Below are 17,072 nucleotides of genomic sequence, written 5' to 3'. Positions count from 1 at the left end.
CCGCCGGCCTGGGGCCGGGGCGTGCGTGTCCGGGTCCGGGTCCGGGTCCGGGAAGGGCGCCACCCCGCGTGCGGCCTGAGTGGACGTCGAACCCAGGCGGGTGCGGCCTTGTCGGGTCGGATGGCGGGGTCTCGGCGGCACCCGGTCAAGGGGCGGACATGCGGGACCCCGGCGGGAAGGCCACGCCGGCCACCGGCGCCGGCGCAGGGGGCCCGAACCACAGGTGCAGGGCCGCGCGCAGCTGTTCGGCGGCGGCCGGGGGCGGTGCGGCGGGTGTCCCGGTGGGCGGTGCGGCGGGTGTCCCGGTGGGCGGTGCGGCGGGTGTCCCGGTGGGCGGTGCGGTCCAGGCGGCGTGGCCGTCCGGGCGCACCAGCACCGCGGACGTGTCGGGCAGGGCGCCGGGCCGCACCGTCGCCGCGCTCACCCGGTCCGCCCAGGGGGCGGCCGCCGTGCGCAGCGTCTCGGCCGCGGTGGTGTCCTCCAGGAGCAGGGCGCCGGCGCCGGTGCGTGCCAGCAGCGGTACCAGGGCGCCGTCTTGGAGGGTGCCGTGTCGTGCGGTGCCGTCGTGGAGGGGGATGTCGGGGACCATCGCGCCGTCCCAGGGGTGGCCGCTGCCGTGGGGGGCCGGGTAGCGGGTGGCGATGCCGGTGATCTCCTCGGCCAGGGGGCCGGCCGTCTCCTCGGCCCGGGCGAGTTCGGCGAGCAGGTCGCGCACCGGCGCGAGTTCCTCGTCGTCGCCGGCGAGCAGTGCCTGGGCGCGGGTGTTGCGCAGGAGTCTGGCGCCGGCCGCGTGGCGTTCGGCGTGGTAGGTGTCCAGGAGGGTTTCGGGGGCCTGTCCGCGGGCGACGAGGGCGAGTTTCCAGCCGAGGTTCATCGCGTCGTCGATGGCGGCGTTGACGCCGATGGCGCCGGCGGGCGGGTGGATGTGGGCGGCGTCGCCGGCCAGCAGGACGCGGCCCTGGCGCAGGCGTTCGGCCAGGCGGGCGGCGTCGCCGAAGCGGGTCAGCCAGTGGGCGCGGGCGATCGGGACGCGGTGTCCCAGGGCGTGGTCCAGTGCCTGCTGGAAGCGGGGCAGGGTGAGGGGTTCGTGCCGGTCCCGGGGCGGGTGGGCATCGGCGGTGATCAGGCGGACGTAGCCGGGCCTGGGGATGGCGAACACGGTGCCGCCCGGGCCGGTGTTCACGCCGAAGGGGATCTGCCGGGGGTCGGTCAGGACCACGTCCGCGAGCAGGGTGAAGCGGCGGGCGGGGGTGCCGGGGAAGGCGATGGCGGCGAGTTCGCGTACGGTGCTGCGGCCGCCGTCGCAGCCGGCCAGCCAGCCGGCGTGCAGCAGCGCGGGGCCGTCCGGGGTGTCGGTGTGGGCGTGGACGCCGTCGCCGTCCTGGTGCAGTGCGGTCAGACGGTGGCCGCGCAGGATGCGCACGCCCAGGTGGTGGGCGTGTTCGGTGAGGATCTCCTCCACCCTGGTCTGGGCGATGCCCAGGACGTAGGGGTGGCGGGTGCGCATGGCGGCGAGGTCGAGGCGGGCCTGTGCGGTGAACGCGGTGCTCGCCACGGTGGGGCCTTCGGCGAGGAGGCGTTCGGCCAGGCCTCGGCGTTCCAGCAGTTCCAGGCTGCGGGCGTTGAGGTTGAAGCCGCGGCAGAAGCCGGGCGGGGACGGGTCGCGTTCCAGGAGCACGGTGCGCACGCGGGCCAGGGCCAGTTCGCAGGCCAGCACCAGGCCGGCGGGGCCGGCGCCGACGACCAGGACGTCCGCGTCACCGGCCCCGACGGCGCTGGCGGCCCCGGCGGCGGGTGCGGCGGCGGGTAAGCGCCGTCCGGCGGGGGCCTGCGCGGGGACGGGCGCGGGGGTGGTGTCGGGGGCGGGGGCGGGTGCGGGGGCGGGGGCGGGGGTGGGGGTGTCAGGCATCGGGGGCGGCCTCCGGCCAGGCCAGGGTGCCCTGTTCGATCTCCTCGGCGGTGCGCAGCACCCATTGGCGTTCGGCGTGCAGCATGGCGTTGCCGTACTCGGCCTCGATGACGAACAGTCGGGGGGCGTGGTGTTCTCGGGTGGCGCGGTGGTGGGCGTGTTCGCTCTCGGTGATGCGGGTCTGCAGGGCGGCGGCGCGTTCGCGCAGGGCCTGGGCGGCGCGTTGTGGTCCCAGGGCGCCGAGGTAGCTGACGGCGGACAGGAATTTGGGGTATTCGCGGGAGGGTTCGCGGATGAGTTCGTCCAGCCACTGGGTGAAGTACTCGCGGCCCCGGGGGGTGTGGCGGTAGACGGTGCGGGCGGGGCGCGCGCCGACCTGTTCGGTGTCGGTGGCCTCGATCCAGCCGTCGCGGGCCAGGGCGCGCACCGTGTCGTAGAGCGAACCGGTGGTCAGTTTGAAGGCCTGGTCGAGGTGGCGCTCGCGCAGGGTGGTGGCCATGGCGTGGGGGTGCAGGGGCTGTTCGAGGAGCAGGCCGAGCAGGGCCAGGGCCAGGGGGTTGGCGGGTCGTTTGGCGGTCATGGCACTCCGTGGTCGCACGTGGGGGCCCGGGACCGGTGGTTCAGGCCCCGGGCCGGCGGTACTCGGATCGTACTACTCGGATCCGAGTATGTGGAGGGGGTGGCCCGGGCCGCCCGCCGCGGGGCCGCGGCGCACCGGCCGTACGGCGCGGGGGAGTTCGGGCCCGGCCGCGGGCCCGGCCGCTGCCGGGTGCGATCATGGCGGGCGTGGCTTCCGACGACGCACGACCCCAGGCCGGCCTGGTCCATGAGCGCTGGCGCGCCCGCCAGGCGCCCTACGGGGACTTCATCGTGTTCGGCGACGGGTCGCTGTCGGTGATGCGGCTCATGCGCTTCTCCCCCGCCGACCGGCTCCACGACCCGCGGGCCCAGCAGTGGAGTTGGTGGGAACTGCTGCGGGCCACCGCGTGGACCCCCACCGACTGGACGGACGTCGACACGACGTTCGCCACCAGCACCCACGCCGGCAGCCGCGCCCTCGCGGGCGAGGCGTCCGAGCACGGCAGCATCGGCTGGGTCGCGCTGACCCGCGACGACGACGAGAACACCCTGGAGTGGCTCGCGATCTCCTGCTCCTCCAACCCGTTCGCCGACGTCACCCTCGACGACACCGCGGTGAGCGCCACCAGCACCCTGGGACGGATCTGGACCTTCCCCCGCGACGCCCCGCAGCAGGTGCGGATCACCGAGGACCCCGCCCACCCCTGGCCCCGCCCGGCCGGGCCGGCGGACCCCGCCCCTGAGCCGCCCGGCCACCGCGGCCGCAGACCGCGCCCGCACCCGCACCACCGCCCGGCCGCCGGCGCCCCGGGCCCGGGTGACGGGGCGCCACCAGGCAGGCCCCGGACCGTCACTGGGTCGGCGCCGGTGGGCTGATCTGCTATTTTCGCCATGCTTCGACGCGAACCGTACAAGCATGCGGTTGCGCATGCCCGCACGGGACCCCGGCCGCGAGCCCGGCCACGAGCCCCGGTGCGGGCCCGGGTCGGGCACAGCAGTAGGTCGACCAGCGGGGGGACGGGATCCATGAACGCGTACGCGGGCTCCGACGGGCCGGGCCTGTACGGGCCCTACGGGCCGCCGGCGGGCGGGCCGCTGTTCGGGGTGAACCCGGCGGACCTGGACGCGGCGGCGAAGGTCGCCAAGGACACCGCCGAGGCGATGCCGGGCGAGCTCAAGCACATCCACGAGCCCTCCGACACGGCGGTCGCGGCACTGCCGGGCTGGCGCACCGGGGCGTCGCTGCACGCCTGCACGGCGGCGTGGGAGGAGTGCCTGAACAAGCTGGCCTCCGAGGTGGACGGCGTGAGCCTGAAACTGGGCCGGAGCGCCGACAACTACCGCGGCACCGACACGGGCAACGCCGGCGCCCTCAAGCCGCCCGGCGCCGGACCCTACGCGCCGGCGGTGAACTGATGGTCACCCTCGCCCAGCTGCGCGACACGGACCTGTCCTCCCTGACCGGCGCCGCCGGCGCCTACGACACCCTGGCCGGCGCGTTCGGCAAGCACGTCCAGGCCATGAACACCGAGGTCACCAAACACGTCTTCAACAGCCAGTGGGTCGGCACCGCGGCCGGCGCCGCCAACGCCTCCCTGCAGCGCACCAGCGGGCGCCTGGACGCCGCGCACACCGAGATGTCCGCGGTCTCGGAGCTGCTGCGCGAGGCCTCGGAGAGCTTCCAGCTGGCCCAGTCCAAGCTGAAGGAGGCCCTCCAGGAGGCCCAGGGCGCGGGACTGACGGTCGCCGAGGACGGCACGGTCAGCTGGCCGGCGCCCTCCCAGGCCGAACGCCACGACCCCGACTACGACACCCCCCAGCGGGCCAGGGCCCTGGCGGACCGCATCTGCCACGCCGTCACCGAGGCCGACGGCGCCGACCAGAAGATCGCCAAACTGCTGGACGACCTGACCGCGCGGGCCCGCACCGGCACCGGCCTGGACCTGACGCAGGCCGCCGCCGACCGCAAGGCCGTCGACGAGCTCGGCACCGGCCTGATGGCCGCCGGCTGGCCGCCCGCCGGCGCCGCCCCCACCGAGGTCAACTCCTGGTGGAAGGGCCTGACCCCGGACGCGCAGCAGCGCCTGGTCCAGGCCCACCCCGACCTGCTGGGCATGCGCGACGGCATCCCCGCCACCGCCCGCGACCAGGCCAACCGCCTCAACCTGGCCCACCTGATCGACACCTACGAGCACAAGCCGAACCCGTCGGACGACGACAAGCAGAAACTGGACGGCTTCCGCGCGATCCGGGACAAGCTGAACGTGCAGAACGGCAAGCAGCCGCCCGCGTTCCTGCTGGGCGTCAGCGAACAGGGCCAGGGCCGCGGCATCCTGTCCTTCGGCAACCCCGACACCGCGAAGAACGTCAGCGCCTACGTGCCGGGACTCGGCACCAAGCTGTCCTCCGTCGGCGGCAAGGACGCCGACCGGGCCCTGAACGTGTGGACCGCCGCCCGCATCGCCGACTCCAGTGCCGAGGTCGCCTCCATGATCTGGCTCGGCTACGACCCGCCGCCCGGACTGGAGAAGGTCCTCGACGGGGACCCCCGGCCCCTGGAGGTGATGAGCACCGACCGCGCCGCCAAGGGCGGCGCCGCCTACGACACGTTCATGGCCGGACTGCGCGCCACCCACGAGGGAGCGCCGGCGCACCTGGTCGCCCTCGCCCACAGCTACGGCTCCACCACGGTGGGCCTGGGCGCGCAGATGCCCGGCGGCACCGGCGCCGACGACATCATCCTGGTCGGCTCCCCCGGCACCGGCGCCGACAAGGCCTCCCAACTGCACATCGACCCCCACCACGTGTGGGTCGGCGACGCCGAGAACGACCCGGTCAGCCACCTGCCGGCCAAGGGCCGGGTCGCCACCGACGTGGCCCTGGGCCCCGTCCTGGGCCCCGTCGCCGACGACCTCTACGAGACGTTCGGCCCCGACAACCAGCTCTGGTTCGGCCAGGACCCGGCCAGCAAGGACTTCGGCGCCAACCGGTTCGCGGTCCCCGACGGCAAGCCCCTGTCCCTGGACTCCCACTCCAACTACATGAACAGCTCCTCCGACACCGCGACCGCGGAGTCGGTCAACAACATCGGCCAGATCGTGGCCGGCAGGTACGACGCCGTGACACGGCAGGAAGGCCGATGAGCATGGCAACCCCGACCGCACGACGGCTCGGCCTCACGGCCGCCACGCTGGCACTCGCCCTGACAGCCTGCGGACACACGGGCGCGGGCGTGGGCGACGAGCACCCGGCACCCGAGACCCTCACCACACCCGAACAGGCCGTCCAGAAACTCGACGCGCTCCTGGACGACGCGCTCTCCGGCATCCAGCCGCCGCTACGCCACCGGGACGGCTGGCCGCGCTCCACCGAACAGAGCGGGGGCATCGACGACCACTCCAAGGGCTACGCCACCGCCACCCGCGACCGCTACATCATGACCAAGGTCTCCAAGGCCAAGTACGCCACCCTGATGGACATGGCCGAACGCGACTGGAAGGCCAAGGGATACAAGATCACGTCGGTCAACCCCAACCAGCCGGCCCTGTTCGCCGCCGCCCCGGACGGATCCTCCGTCGCGATGCTGTTCGGCGCCGCCGGCAACATCACCCTCCAGGCCTCCGGCGGCGGCCACATCCCCGTCATCCGCGACCGCGACCCCTTCGGCACCCCCACCCCCGAACCCACCCTGCCGAACGGCAACCCCGACATCCTCCCCGCCTACGACGACCCCTACTGGTCCACCTGACCCACCCCCGCCCGCCACACCCCGCCCCCGCCCGCCGTCCCCCACCCCAGGCCCCCCGCCAGGGCCCGCCCCGCCCCCGCCGCGTGACCCCGCACCAGCCGAAGGCCCCCGCCATGACCCCCGAACAGGCCGTCCACACCCTCGACGCGCTCCTCGACGAGGCGATGTCCGCCATCCGCCCCCCGCTGCGCCACTGGGACGGCTGGCCGCGCTCCACCGAGCAGACCACCGGCGGCCTGGAGGACCGCTCCCTGGGCTACGCCACCGCCACCCGCGAACGGCACGTCACCACCCGGGTCGCCCCCGCCAGGTACGGGGCGCTGCTGGGCGTCACCGAACGCGGCTGGCAGGCCCGCGGCTACCGGATCACCGCCGTCAACCCCCGCCAGCCCGCCATGTTCGCCACCACGCCCGCCGGCTACGGCGTCGCCGTGCTGTTCGGCGCCGCCGGGAACATCACCTTCCAGGCCACCGTCGGCCCCATCCCCGTCATCCGCGACCGCGACCCCTTCGGCACCTACGTGCCCGAACCGACCCTGCCCGACGGCACCCTGGACGTCCTGCCCCGCCACGACGACCCGTTCTGGTCCGCCTGAGCCACAGGGCCCGCCGCCGGGCCCGCCGCCGGACCGCCGGCAGGCGCGACGGCAAGGCGTGACGGCAGCCCCGCCGGCAGCCCTGCTGGCAGACGCACCGCCAGACCACGGGCAGGCGCACCGGCGGGCACGGCGGCGGGCACGGCGGCGAGCGCACCGGCAGGCACGGCGGCGGCGGCGCCCGCACGCCCTCCCGTGTCCGAGGGGTGGCCGCCCGGCGTCCGGGGCCGGGCGCGCGCAGTAGGATCGGCGGCGTTGTCACCACATTCCACGCTGGTAGGAGGCTTTTCATGGCTCAGGTCACGCTGAAGGGGAACCCGGTCCAGGTCGGCGGCGCGCTGCCCCAGGCCGGCAGCCAGGCCCCGGCGTTCACGCTGGTCGGCGAGGGGCTCGCCGACACCTCGCTGCAGGACTTCGCCGGCAAGCGCAAGGTCCTCAACATCTTCCCCAGCATCGACACCCCCACCTGCGCCACCTCGGTGCGCACCTTCAACGCCAAGGCCGGCTCGCTGGCCAACACCGTGGTGCTGTGCATCTCCGCCGACCTGCCGTTCGCGCAGGCCCGCTTCTGCGGCGCCGAGGGCCTGGACAGCGTCCGGACCCTGTCCACCCTGCGCGGCCGCGACTTCCACGAGAACTACGGCGTGGCCCTGGCCGACGGCCCGCTGGCGGGGCTGACCGCCCGCGCCGTCGTCGTCCTGGACGAGAACGACACCGTCCTGCACACCGAGCTGGTCGCGGAGATCGCCGACGAGCCGAACTACGAGGCCGCGCTCGCCGTCCTCGCCTAGAACCCCCCGCGCAACGCCGCCCGCGCAACGCCGCCCGGCCCGCCCCCCAGGTCTTCACCAAAGGGGGGCGGGCCGGGAAGGGCGCCGGGCGGGCCGGCCGGGGCCGGGCCGGGAACCGGGGGCGGGCGGGTCAGGTGATGGAGGCCCCCGAGTCGATGCTGATGACCTGTCCGGTCATGCAGTCCTGGTCGAGGAAGAGCCCGATGGAACGGGCGACCTCCTGCGGGGTCACGAACCGCGGCACCGGCACCTTGTCCCGCATCCCGGCGACCACGTGCTCGGGCAGGGTGTCCGTCATCCCCGTGATCATGAACCCGGGCGACAGCGCGTTCACCGTCACCCCCCGGCGCCCGCACTCCGCCGCCAGCGTGCGGGTCAGCCCGATCAGCCCCGCCTTGGACGCCGCGTAGGCGGTCTGCCCGGCGGTGGCGATCAGCGCGGACGGCGAGACGATGTTGACCACCCGGCCCCAGCGGGCCCGCAGCATCGCCGGCACGCACACCCGCGCGGTGTGGAAGGAACCGACCAGGTTCGTGTCGATCACCTGCCGCCACTGCGCCGGATCCTGCATGGCCATCAGCGCGTCCTTGCGCACCGCCCCGTTGTTGACGAGCACGTCCACCGGGCCCAGCGCCTCGGTGATCCGCTCGTACATCGCGGTGACCTGCGCGTAGTCCGCCACGTCGCCGGTGACCAGGACGTGGTCGCCGGCCAGCTTGCCCGCCACCTCCTCGGCGGCCTGGCGGGCGCTGTTGTAGTGCACCGCGACCCGGCACCCGGCCGCGTCCAGCGCCAGCGCCAGCTCCCGGCCCAGGCCCCCCGAAGCGCCGGTCACCAGCGCCACCGGGGAGGCGGGCCGCTGCCCGAACGCCACCTTGCCGCTCACCGCGCCCCTCCCCACGTCAGCAGGACCGAACCCCACGTCATCCCGGCACCGAACCCGGCCAGCAGCACCGTGTCCCCGTCCTGGATGCGCCCGGCGTCCAGCGCCTCCGCCAGCGCGATGGGGATCGACGCCGACGCGGTGTTGCCGTACCGGTCGAGATTGGCCACCAGGCGGTCCGCGGGAATCCCGGTATGGGCGAGCACCGAGTTGATGATCCGGATGTTCGCCTGGTGCGGCACCACGTGGTCCACGTCCGCCGGCGTCAGCTTCGCCTGCTCCAGCGTCTCGCGGATCGTGCGCACCGTGTAGCGCACGGCGTTCAGGTAGATCTCGTTGCCGTTGATCTGCGCGTAGTGCAGGCCCCGGCGCACCGTCTCCTCGGTCGTGGGCATCCGCGAACCGCCCGCCAGGACCTTCAGGCTGTCCTTGCACGAGCCGTCCGCGCCCAGGTTCCACGCCAGGATCCGCTCCACCGGGCCGGGCTGCAGGACCACCGCACCGGCCCCGTCACCCACCAGGATCGACAGGTCCCGGTCCGCCGGGTTCGCGGTCAGCGTGTGGGTGTCCGAACCGATCACCAGGATCGGCCGCGGGTCCATGCGCAGCAGGCCCACCGCGGTCACCAGCGCGTACACGAACCCCGCGCACTCGGAGTTCACGTCGTGCGCGCTGCCCGCGATGCCCAGCTCGTCGTGGACGAACGCCGACGTCGCCGGCGAGGGCTGCTCCGGTGTCGCCGTCGCCACGATCAGGTGCGCGATGTCCGCACCCGACAGTCCCGCCCGTTCCAGTGCCCGGCGTCCGGCCTCGACCGCCATCGACGCGGTGCTCTGCCCCGCCCCGACCGCCCGCCGTTCCCGGATCCCGCACCGGGAGACGATCCAGTGCTCGTCGACACCGAAACGCTCCGCCAGCTCCACGCTGGTCACCACGCGCTCGGGGACAAAGATCCCCCACCCGGTGATGTCGAAGCCGCTCATCGAGCAGTGCCCCGCGCTCAGACGCCGGCCTGGGCCACGAGCGCCAGGATCCGCTCGTGCACCACCCGCAGCGTCGTCGTGTCGTCGATGTCCGCGAACAGCGACTCGTCCGCCGGGATGTGCGGGTACTGGTTCTGGAACCCGTACAGCCACTCCATCAGATCCAGCGAGTCCACGTCCGCGATGTGCTGCAGCGCGGCGTCCGCGTCGATCTCCTGTGCTCCGGAGACCGCCTGCAACTGCGCGGCCAGGTCCTCGATGGTGGGGATGTCGGACATGAGTGATCGTTCCTTCCTGGACGCCCCGAAGCGGGCGCCAACACGTGATGGGGCAGAACAGACCCGGAGGACGCGCCCCGGGGGGTCCTCCGGGTGCCGCCGCCGCGCCCCCGGCGGCCACAGGCCACGGGAGGCACCGCGACGGAACCCGGGCGGACCCCCCGGGGAGAAACCCGGGAAGGCCGTGGGGGCCGCGTGTCTTGTCGAAACCGCATGAAACCCACCCCCACGCAAACGCCCCGCAACCCCGGCCCCCCGCCCACGCTTGCGCGCCGCTTGCGAGACACGCGCTTACCTGACCCGAGACACCGCACCCACACGCACGACACCCACCACCCCGCACCGCACCGCACCGCACCGCACCGCACCGCGACGCACCGCGGCGGGACGGGACGGGACGGGGCAGCCCGCACCACACGGCACCACCCCGCACCGCACCACCGCGCACCGCGACGCGGACACCGCACCGCACGGCGCCGCCGGCCACCGCACCGGGCCTCACCGCACCGGGGCCGCACGCACCGCCAGCCCGCGCCGACCGCCCCCACCCCGCGCGAACGCCCGCACCGCACGGGACCGACCACCGTCACCGGCACGGCCGTCCACGCGGGGCGAGGGCACCCCCGGCCCCGCCGCGGCCCCGCCGCCGCCGCGCCACCGGACACCCGCACCAACCGCACCACCCGCACCACCGGGCCCGGCCGAACACGGCCGGACCCGGCCCGGCCCAACCCGATCCAGTCCAGTCCAGTCCAGTCCACCCGATCCGCCATCAGAACAGGGGCACACCCGCATGACCACCGCCGAGACCCGCTCCATCAACCCCGACGTCGACGCGATCCGCCACCACTACGAGGTCGGCAACGACCTCTACCGCCTCATCCTCGGCCCCACCATGATGTACTCCGGCGGCTACTGGGAGGACGGCGAGGACCTCGTCGCCACCCTCGACGAGGCCCAGGAACGCAAGCTCGACGTCTTCACCGACCTCGCCCAGGCCGCCGGCAAGGCCAAGGTCCTGGACATCGGCTGCGGCTGGGGCACCATGCTCAACCGCCTCACCACCGTCCACGGCGTCCAGCAGGCCGTCGGCGTCACCCTCTCCCGCACCCAGGCCGACTTCGTCGCCGCCCTCGACAACCCCGCCATCCACGCCCGCGTCGAGAGCTGGGAGGACCACAAGGCCGACGGCGAGCCCTACGACGCCGCGTTCTGCATCAACGCCCTCGAACACTTCGTGCTCTCCTCCCTCACCCCCAAGGAGCGCACCCAGCGCTACCGCGTCTTCTTCAAGCAGGTCCACTCCCTGCTCAAGCCCGGCGCCCGCTTCGTCCTGCACACCATGACCGTCGAGAACCCCCCGCTGCGCCGCCAGCTCCTGGACGACCTCAAGTTCCTCCAGCGCGAGGAGTTCGAGGGCTGCCACATCCCGCGCCTGCCCGAACTCGCCGCCGGCCTCGACGGCCTCTTCGAGGTCACCGAGATCCGCAACGAACCCGAGTCGTTCGCCCGCGCCTGCCGCGCCTGGCTCGAGCTCCTGGCCGCCCGCCGCGACGAGGCCGTCGCCATGGCCGACGAGACCACCGTCCAGCGCTTCGAGCGCTACCTCGACATCTTCGCCTACACCCTCGAAGACCACATCTTCAACAACTTCCGCGTCACCCTCACCCGCCGCGCCTGAAAGGGGACACCCCGGCCATGACCACCACCGCCGAACACCCCGCCCCCTCCGGAGCCGACCAGCCCGAACCCGCCGGCGCCACCGCACACCCCGACACCACCGCCGTGCGCCACCTCAAAGTCGCCATCATCGGCGCCGGCATCTCCGGCCTGGGCACCGCGATCCGCCTCCTGCAGACCGGCACCGACGACTTCCTCGTCTTCGAACGCGCCACCGACCTCGGCGGCACCTGGCGCGACAACACCTACCCCGGCTGCGCCTGCGACGTCCAGGCCCACCTCTACTCCTTCTCCTTCGCCCGCAACCCGGAGTGGAAGTCCACCTTCGCCACCCAGGCCGAAGTCCACGCCTACCTCAAGGACACCGCCCGCCGCTTCGGCGTCGAACCCCACCTGCGCTACGGCCACGAACTCCTCGACGCCCACTGGGACGGCGACCACCGCCACTGGCGCATCCACACCACCCACGGCCGCTACACCGCGCAGATCCTGGTCACCGGCACCGGCTACCTGTCCGAGCCCGCCGTCCCCGACCTGCCGGGCCTGTCCACCTTCACCGGCACCGTGTTCCACTCCGCGCGCTGGCGCCACGACCACGACCTCACCGGCCGCAACGTCGCCGTCATCGGCACCGGCGCCTCCGCCATCCAGTTCGTCCCCGCCATCCAGGACCGGGTCGCCCGCCTCGACCTCTACCAGCGCACCCCGCCCTGGGTCGCCCACAAACCCGACAAGCCCAACACCGCGCGCCACACCTGGATGCTGCGCCACCTGCCCGGCTACCAGCGCTTCCGCCGCGCGTTCAACAAGAACGGCCGCGAGATCGTCGCGTTCTTCATGTCCCGCCCGGGCCGCACCACCGGCATGAAGAACATGGCCGCCGGCCACCTCAAGAAGTCCGTCGCCGACCCCGCCCTGCGCGAGCGCCTGACCCCCGACTACACGGTGGGCTGCAAGCGCCTGCTGTTCTCCAACACCTGGTACCCCGCCATCCAGCAGCCCAACGTCGACATCGTCTCCGACACCATCACCGACATCGGGCCCACCCACATCACCACCGCCGACGGCACCACCCGCACCGTCGACACCATCATCCTGGCCACCGGCTTCACCGCCACCGACCGCCCCGTCGCCCGCCGCATCCACGGCCGCGACGGCACCACCCTGCGCGACACCTGGCACACCCACGGCATGAAGGCCCACCGCGGCACCACCGTCCACGGCTTCCCCAACCTCTTCATGCTCCTGGGCCCCAACACCACCCTGGGCCACTCCTCCCAGACCGTCATGATCGAAGCCCAGATCGCCTACATCGTCGACGCCCTCAAGACCATCGACACCCACGGCATCACCTCCGTCGAGGTCCGCCCCGAAGCCCAGGACACCTACAACCAGACCCTCACCGCCCGCCTGAAGAACACCGTCTGGAACGCCGGCGGCTGCCGGAGCTGGTACACCGACCAGCACGGCAACAACCCCTCCATCTGGCCGACCTACACCTACCGCTTCCGCCGCCAGACCCGCCGCTTCGACCTCCTCAACTACCAACGCGCCACCGTCACCCACACCACCCCCTGACCCCACACACGCGCGCACACCCGGACACACACGCTCGGGCACACGGGCACACGGGACAACCACACAGGCACACCCAACACGGCCGGGCGGCACCCGCCCACCCACGGACCCCGCCGCCCGGCCGGCCCACACCCCGGGACACCCCACCGAAACCGCACGCACACACGACCGACAACCGAACACCCACACGGACCCAGCAAGCCCCCCACCCCCAGGACCCACCCACCCGCCCTCACACACCAACCACCACCAGGCCACCCACCCGGCCACCAACCCCCGAACATCACACCATCAGACACCCAACCACGAACAAACACACACCACCCGAACACACCCACTACCCGAACAGGAAACCCATGCCCAACCCCAACCTCACCCGACGAACCCTCCTCACCACCACCGCCACCACCGCCCTCATCACCGCCTACAACACCACCACCCGCACCTGGGCCACCACCAACACCCCCACCACCCACGGCCACCTCTCCCCCATCCCCACCCTCGACGGCACCCTCACCACCGACACCACCACCCTCACCGAATTCAGCCACGACTTCGGCCGCCTCACCACCAACACCCCCCACGCCGTCCTCAAACCCGGCTCCGACCAAGACATCATCAAAATCATCAACTACGCCCGCCGCAACGGCCTCAAAGTCGCCATGAACGGCCGCAGCGGCACCGACAACGACCTCGAATCACACTCCAACTACGGCCAAGCCTCCACCAACGGCGGCATCAGCATCGACGCCCGCACCCTCAACCGCATCCACACCATCACCCCCACCAACGCCACCGTCGACGCCGGCGTCACCTGGGCCCAACTCACCGACGCCGCCCTCAACCAAGGCCTCACCCCACCCTGCCTCACCGACTACCTCCACCTCTCCATCGGCGGCACCATCAGCATCGGCGGCATCGGCAACACCGTCCAAAAACACGGCCTCCAAGCCGACACCGTCGAATCCATCGACATCATCACCGGCACCGGCCACCTCCTCACCGCCACCCCCACCAAAAACCGCGACCTCTTCCACGCCGCCCTCGCCGGCGCCGGACAATTCGGCATCATCATCCGCGCCACCGTCAAACTCATCCCCGCCCCCCAACGCGCCCTCGTCTTCAACCTCTACTACAACAACCTCACCACCTACCTCACCGACCAACAAACCATCCTCAACGACGGCCGCTTCCACACCCAAGTCGGCGAAATCATCCCCCAACAAGACACCACCCCCCTCTACAAAATCGAAACCGCCACCTACTACAACGGCACCACACCCCCCAACCCCACACCCCTCCTCACCGGACTCAACCCCAACCCCGACCAAACCACCACCACCGACCAGACCTACCGCGAATACACCTACCGCGCCGACACCTGGACCCAAAACCTCAAAAACCTCGGCTACTGGAACCAACCCAAACCCTGGCTCAGCCTCTTCCTCCCCGCCACCCAAGCCGCCAACTTCATCACCTACGCCACCCCCCTCCTCACCCCCGAAACCCTCGGCCAAGGCCTCCTCCTCTTCTACCCCTTCCCCACCAACAAACTCACCCACCCCTACGCCATCACCCCAAACGAACCCACCACCTACCTCTTCGACCTCCTCACCTTCCCCCACCCCGACACCAACCCCACCACCCAACTCACCCACAACCGCACCCTCTACGACCACGCCACCACCCTCGGCGCCAAACGCTACCTCGTCGGCGCCATCCCCCACATGACCCCCACCGACTGGAAAAACCACTACGGCCCCCAATGGAACAACCTCACCAACACCAAACACAAATACGACCCCACCCACACCCTCACCCCCGGCCAAAACATCTTCCCCTAACAACAACACAACACACAGGCGCAGAAGCAGAAACAGGCACAAGCACGCACGCACAAACACAGGCACACAGGCACAGGCACAGGCACAGGCACAGACACGCAGGCACGGAAACACAGACACAGACGCGCACAGGCGCACAGGCGCACAGGCGCACAGGCGCACAGGCGCAGGCTAAAAGCGGAAAAAAGAAATACATACCAAAACCAGAAAAAATAACTCAGGACACCACGAACCCGGAAAAAGACAGGAGGACCACACCATGCACACCTACGACCTCGTCAACGAAGCCGTCATCCACGCCCCCACCCACCAGGTCTGGAACCACCTCATCGCCGAACTCAACGGCACCACCACCTGGTGGACCCCCCACAACACCCACCAACCCGGCAACCCCACCCCCGAACACCCCGGCGGCACCACCCACATCACCGTCCACCCCAACGGCCACACCAAACCCGGACCCAAAATCCACTTCACCGCCACCACCACCCACATCACCCCCCCACACACCCTCACCACCACCCACACCGGCCACTTCACCGGCACCACCACCTACACCCTCACCCCCACCCACAACAACCAACACACCAAACTCACCATCACCTTCACCACCACCCCCCACGGCTGGCCCACCCTCCTCCCCAAACACACCATCCCCACCCAACACACCAAAGCCACCCACAACGCCCTCACCAACCTCAACCACCAACTCACACACACAACAAACACAAACATCCGATAGCCACCCGCCACACCTCGTACCCGACCAGGAGCTCGCGGCTCGCGCACAGACCACCTGCTCACCGCCAACTCCCGTGAAGTCGACCGCGGGAGCTGGCGAACCGGGCCACCCGTCGAAACCGTCCCCCGCGACGGGCACGACCCAGGACCTGCCCTTCGGGGAGCGCACGCAGCCCTCCGCCCGTCTCTCCGACTGCTCCTGGCAGCCGTCCCACTCCGCGCACCGCCGGCCCCGCGCGAACAACGCCCGCCCCAGGCCTACCGGCTGTCACCCCGGCCCGGCACAATCGCCCGTATGACGATCACCACGAGCGCGCCGCCCCCGCGCAGCACTCCGGTCGCCCTCGCCCGCAGTTTCCTGACGGGGGCCGTGATCGGGGGCTCGCTGGCCGCGCTGGTCGTCGGTGTGGTCGTCGAAAAGGTGCCCTTGTTCATCGGGGGTTTGGGACTGCCCGTCGTCTACGGCCTGTTGCTCCTCCTCGCCGGCGCGCCGAGGCGGGCCCGGGAGGCGGAGGTCGTGCCCCGGACGGCGCTCGCGGTGATCGAGAGTCGGCACGCCGTCGGGGGTGAGACGAGCGAGGTGCCGGTGCGATTCGATCTCACCGTCGCACCGGACGACGGGCCGGCCTTCCGCGTCGGGATCACTCAGGACATCAATCTGGTCGACCTCCCCGACTACCGACCGCGCGGCGTCCTGGTGGTGAAGTATCCGCAGGACAGGCCTTGGCAGGTAAGGATCGTGAAGCGGCCGATCCCGGAGTGGGAGGAGCGGGCGGCCGGCGCTCAGCTGGATTCGGCTCCCGAGTCGACCAGGGTGACCGAGCCTTCCGAGGGCCGTTCGACCGGCTTCGTCGGACTCTTCGGCCTGTTGCTCGCCGCGGCTGCCGTGGTCTTCCTGTTCCACGTGGACCTGTTCGAGCAGCAGGACTCCGCCTCTCCGGCACCGACGGTCACTTCGACGTGGTCGACCACGGTGGTGTCGTCCGGGACCGGCACGGTCTCCCTCGGGCCGGACCAGTCGCTCCTCGACGACGGCGAACTGCGCAAGGCCATCAACTCCCTTACCGAGGGGAAGGATCCGCGCCAGGCGATCACCGTCTTCGCGCAGGAGCGCGTGCTGTCGGTCGTGTTCTCCCCGAGCGGCACGAAGGCCCCCCAGTTCGATCCGCTGTCCCTGCCCTACGAGCGGTTCCCGGCCCTGGTCAAGGAGGCCGAAACCACGCTCGGTGTCCACTCCCCGACGTCCTGGCAGATCACCGCCGACCACCTCGCCGGCTCCCTCACGGTCAGGGTCGGCGTGACCGGGCCCGAGGGCAGTGCCTCGCTGGAGGCGAACGGTGAGGGCCAGGTGGTGCGACGCACCCCTGCACGCTGATCACCCGCGATTCACCCGCGCTCAACGCGCTTCGACATCAAGACTGCTTTCCACCGCCCGACTTGGGCCAGCGGCTGCGGCTCCCCA

At 71.9% G+C, this 17,072-nt stretch carries 16 protein-coding genes; 11 read left to right on the top strand and 5 right to left on the bottom strand.

Features of this window, described 5'->3' with window-relative positions; genetic code table 11:
* Nucleotides 1-145: 145 nt before the first annotated feature.
* Nucleotides 146-1,909, bottom strand: a complete 1,764-nt coding sequence (locus OG556_RS32665; RefSeq protein WP_371515381.1) for an FAD-dependent monooxygenase — start codon at nt 1,907-1,909, stop codon at nt 146-148.
* On the bottom strand, nt 1,902-2,489 hold the full coding sequence (locus OG556_RS32660; protein ID WP_371515382.1) for a PadR family transcriptional regulator: 588 nt from the start codon (nt 2,487-2,489) through the stop codon (nt 1,902-1,904). The genes OG556_RS32665 and OG556_RS32660 overlap by 8 nt, the downstream gene beginning before the upstream one ends.
* Before the next feature lie 206 nt (nt 2,490-2,695).
* Here OG556_RS32660 and OG556_RS32655 point away from each other — a divergent pair, with 206 nt between their 5' ends.
* The 6 genes from OG556_RS32655 (at nt 2,696) to tpx (ending at nt 7,623) form a co-directional block, all read left to right on the top strand.
* Nucleotides 2,696-3,364: a hypothetical protein gene (locus tag OG556_RS32655; RefSeq protein ID WP_371522493.1), complete on the top strand. Its 669-nt coding sequence runs from the start codon at nt 2,696-2,698 to the stop codon at nt 3,362-3,364.
* A 150-nt stretch (nt 3,365-3,514) separates the two neighbouring features.
* Complete coding sequence (locus OG556_RS32650) at nt 3,515-3,904, top strand: type VII secretion target (protein ID WP_371515384.1); 390 nt, start codon at nt 3,515-3,517, stop codon at nt 3,902-3,904.
* Nucleotides 3,904-5,631, top strand: coding sequence for an alpha/beta hydrolase (locus OG556_RS32645; RefSeq protein ID WP_371515385.1), 1,728 nt, complete (start codon nt 3,904-3,906; stop codon nt 5,629-5,631). The genes OG556_RS32650 and OG556_RS32645 overlap by 1 nt, the downstream gene beginning before the upstream one ends.
* Entirely contained in the window at nt 5,628-6,236 is a 609-nt protein-coding gene (locus OG556_RS32640; protein ID WP_371515386.1) for a hypothetical protein, read from the top strand. Before OG556_RS32645 ends, OG556_RS32640 begins: the two co-directional genes overlap by 4 nt.
* 113 nt (nt 6,237-6,349) lie before the next feature.
* Complete coding sequence (locus OG556_RS32635; RefSeq protein WP_371515387.1) at nt 6,350-6,832, top strand: hypothetical protein; 483 nt, start codon at nt 6,350-6,352, stop codon at nt 6,830-6,832.
* Between the two features lie 290 nt (nt 6,833-7,122).
* A complete protein-coding gene (gene tpx, locus OG556_RS32630) occupies nt 7,123-7,623 on the top strand; it encodes a thiol peroxidase (RefSeq protein ID WP_063350790.1) in 501 nt (166 codons plus the stop codon).
* Between the two features lie 130 nt (nt 7,624-7,753).
* Here the strand turns inward: tpx and OG556_RS32625 are convergent, their stop codons facing one another.
* The 3 genes from OG556_RS32625 to OG556_RS32615 are packed head-to-tail and all read right to left on the bottom strand — an operon-like array spanning nt 7,754 to nt 9,767.
* Nucleotides 7,754-8,509 (bottom strand): SDR family NAD(P)-dependent oxidoreductase, encoded by a 756-nt coding sequence (locus OG556_RS32625; RefSeq protein WP_371515388.1) that lies wholly within the window; start codon nt 8,507-8,509, stop codon nt 7,754-7,756.
* Nucleotides 8,506-9,489, bottom strand: a complete 984-nt coding sequence (locus OG556_RS32620) for a 3-oxoacyl-ACP synthase III family protein (protein ID WP_371515389.1) — start codon at nt 9,487-9,489, stop codon at nt 8,506-8,508. Before OG556_RS32620 ends, OG556_RS32625 begins: the two co-directional genes overlap by 4 nt.
* 17 nt (nt 9,490-9,506) lie before the next feature.
* Nucleotides 9,507-9,767 (bottom strand): hypothetical protein, encoded by a 261-nt coding sequence (locus OG556_RS32615; RefSeq protein WP_350887349.1) that lies wholly within the window; start codon nt 9,765-9,767, stop codon nt 9,507-9,509.
* A 793-nt stretch (nt 9,768-10,560) separates the two neighbouring features.
* On the opposite strand from OG556_RS32615, the gene OG556_RS32610 reads away from it, so the two are divergent.
* The 5 genes from OG556_RS32610 (at nt 10,561) to OG556_RS32590 (ending at nt 16,985) form a co-directional block, all read left to right on the top strand.
* Entirely contained in the window at nt 10,561-11,448 is an 888-nt protein-coding gene (locus tag OG556_RS32610) for a class I SAM-dependent methyltransferase (RefSeq protein WP_371515390.1), read from the top strand.
* A gap of 17 nt (nt 11,449-11,465) precedes the next feature.
* Nucleotides 11,466-13,025, top strand: a complete 1,560-nt coding sequence (locus tag OG556_RS32605; protein WP_371515391.1) for a flavin-containing monooxygenase — start codon at nt 11,466-11,468, stop codon at nt 13,023-13,025.
* A 356-nt stretch (nt 13,026-13,381) separates the two neighbouring features.
* A complete protein-coding gene (locus OG556_RS32600) occupies nt 13,382-14,869 on the top strand; it encodes an FAD-binding protein (RefSeq protein ID WP_371522491.1) in 1,488 nt (495 codons plus the stop codon).
* A gap of 259 nt (nt 14,870-15,128) precedes the next feature.
* Nucleotides 15,129-15,611, top strand: a complete 483-nt coding sequence (locus tag OG556_RS32595) for an SRPBCC family protein (RefSeq protein ID WP_371522489.1) — start codon at nt 15,129-15,131, stop codon at nt 15,609-15,611.
* 294 nt (nt 15,612-15,905) lie between these two features.
* Nucleotides 15,906-16,985, top strand: coding sequence for a hypothetical protein (locus OG556_RS32590; RefSeq protein WP_371522487.1), 1,080 nt, complete (start codon nt 15,906-15,908; stop codon nt 16,983-16,985).
* Nucleotides 16,986-17,072: the final 87 nt, after the last annotated feature.

Origin of the sequence: Kitasatospora sp. NBC_01300, from assembly GCF_041435235.1 — a bacterium.
GTDB lineage: Bacteria > Actinomycetota > Actinomycetes > Streptomycetales > Streptomycetaceae > Kitasatospora.
Note: the sequence above shows the minus strand (reverse complement) of the source record. Positions and strands in the feature narration are given on the sequence as shown.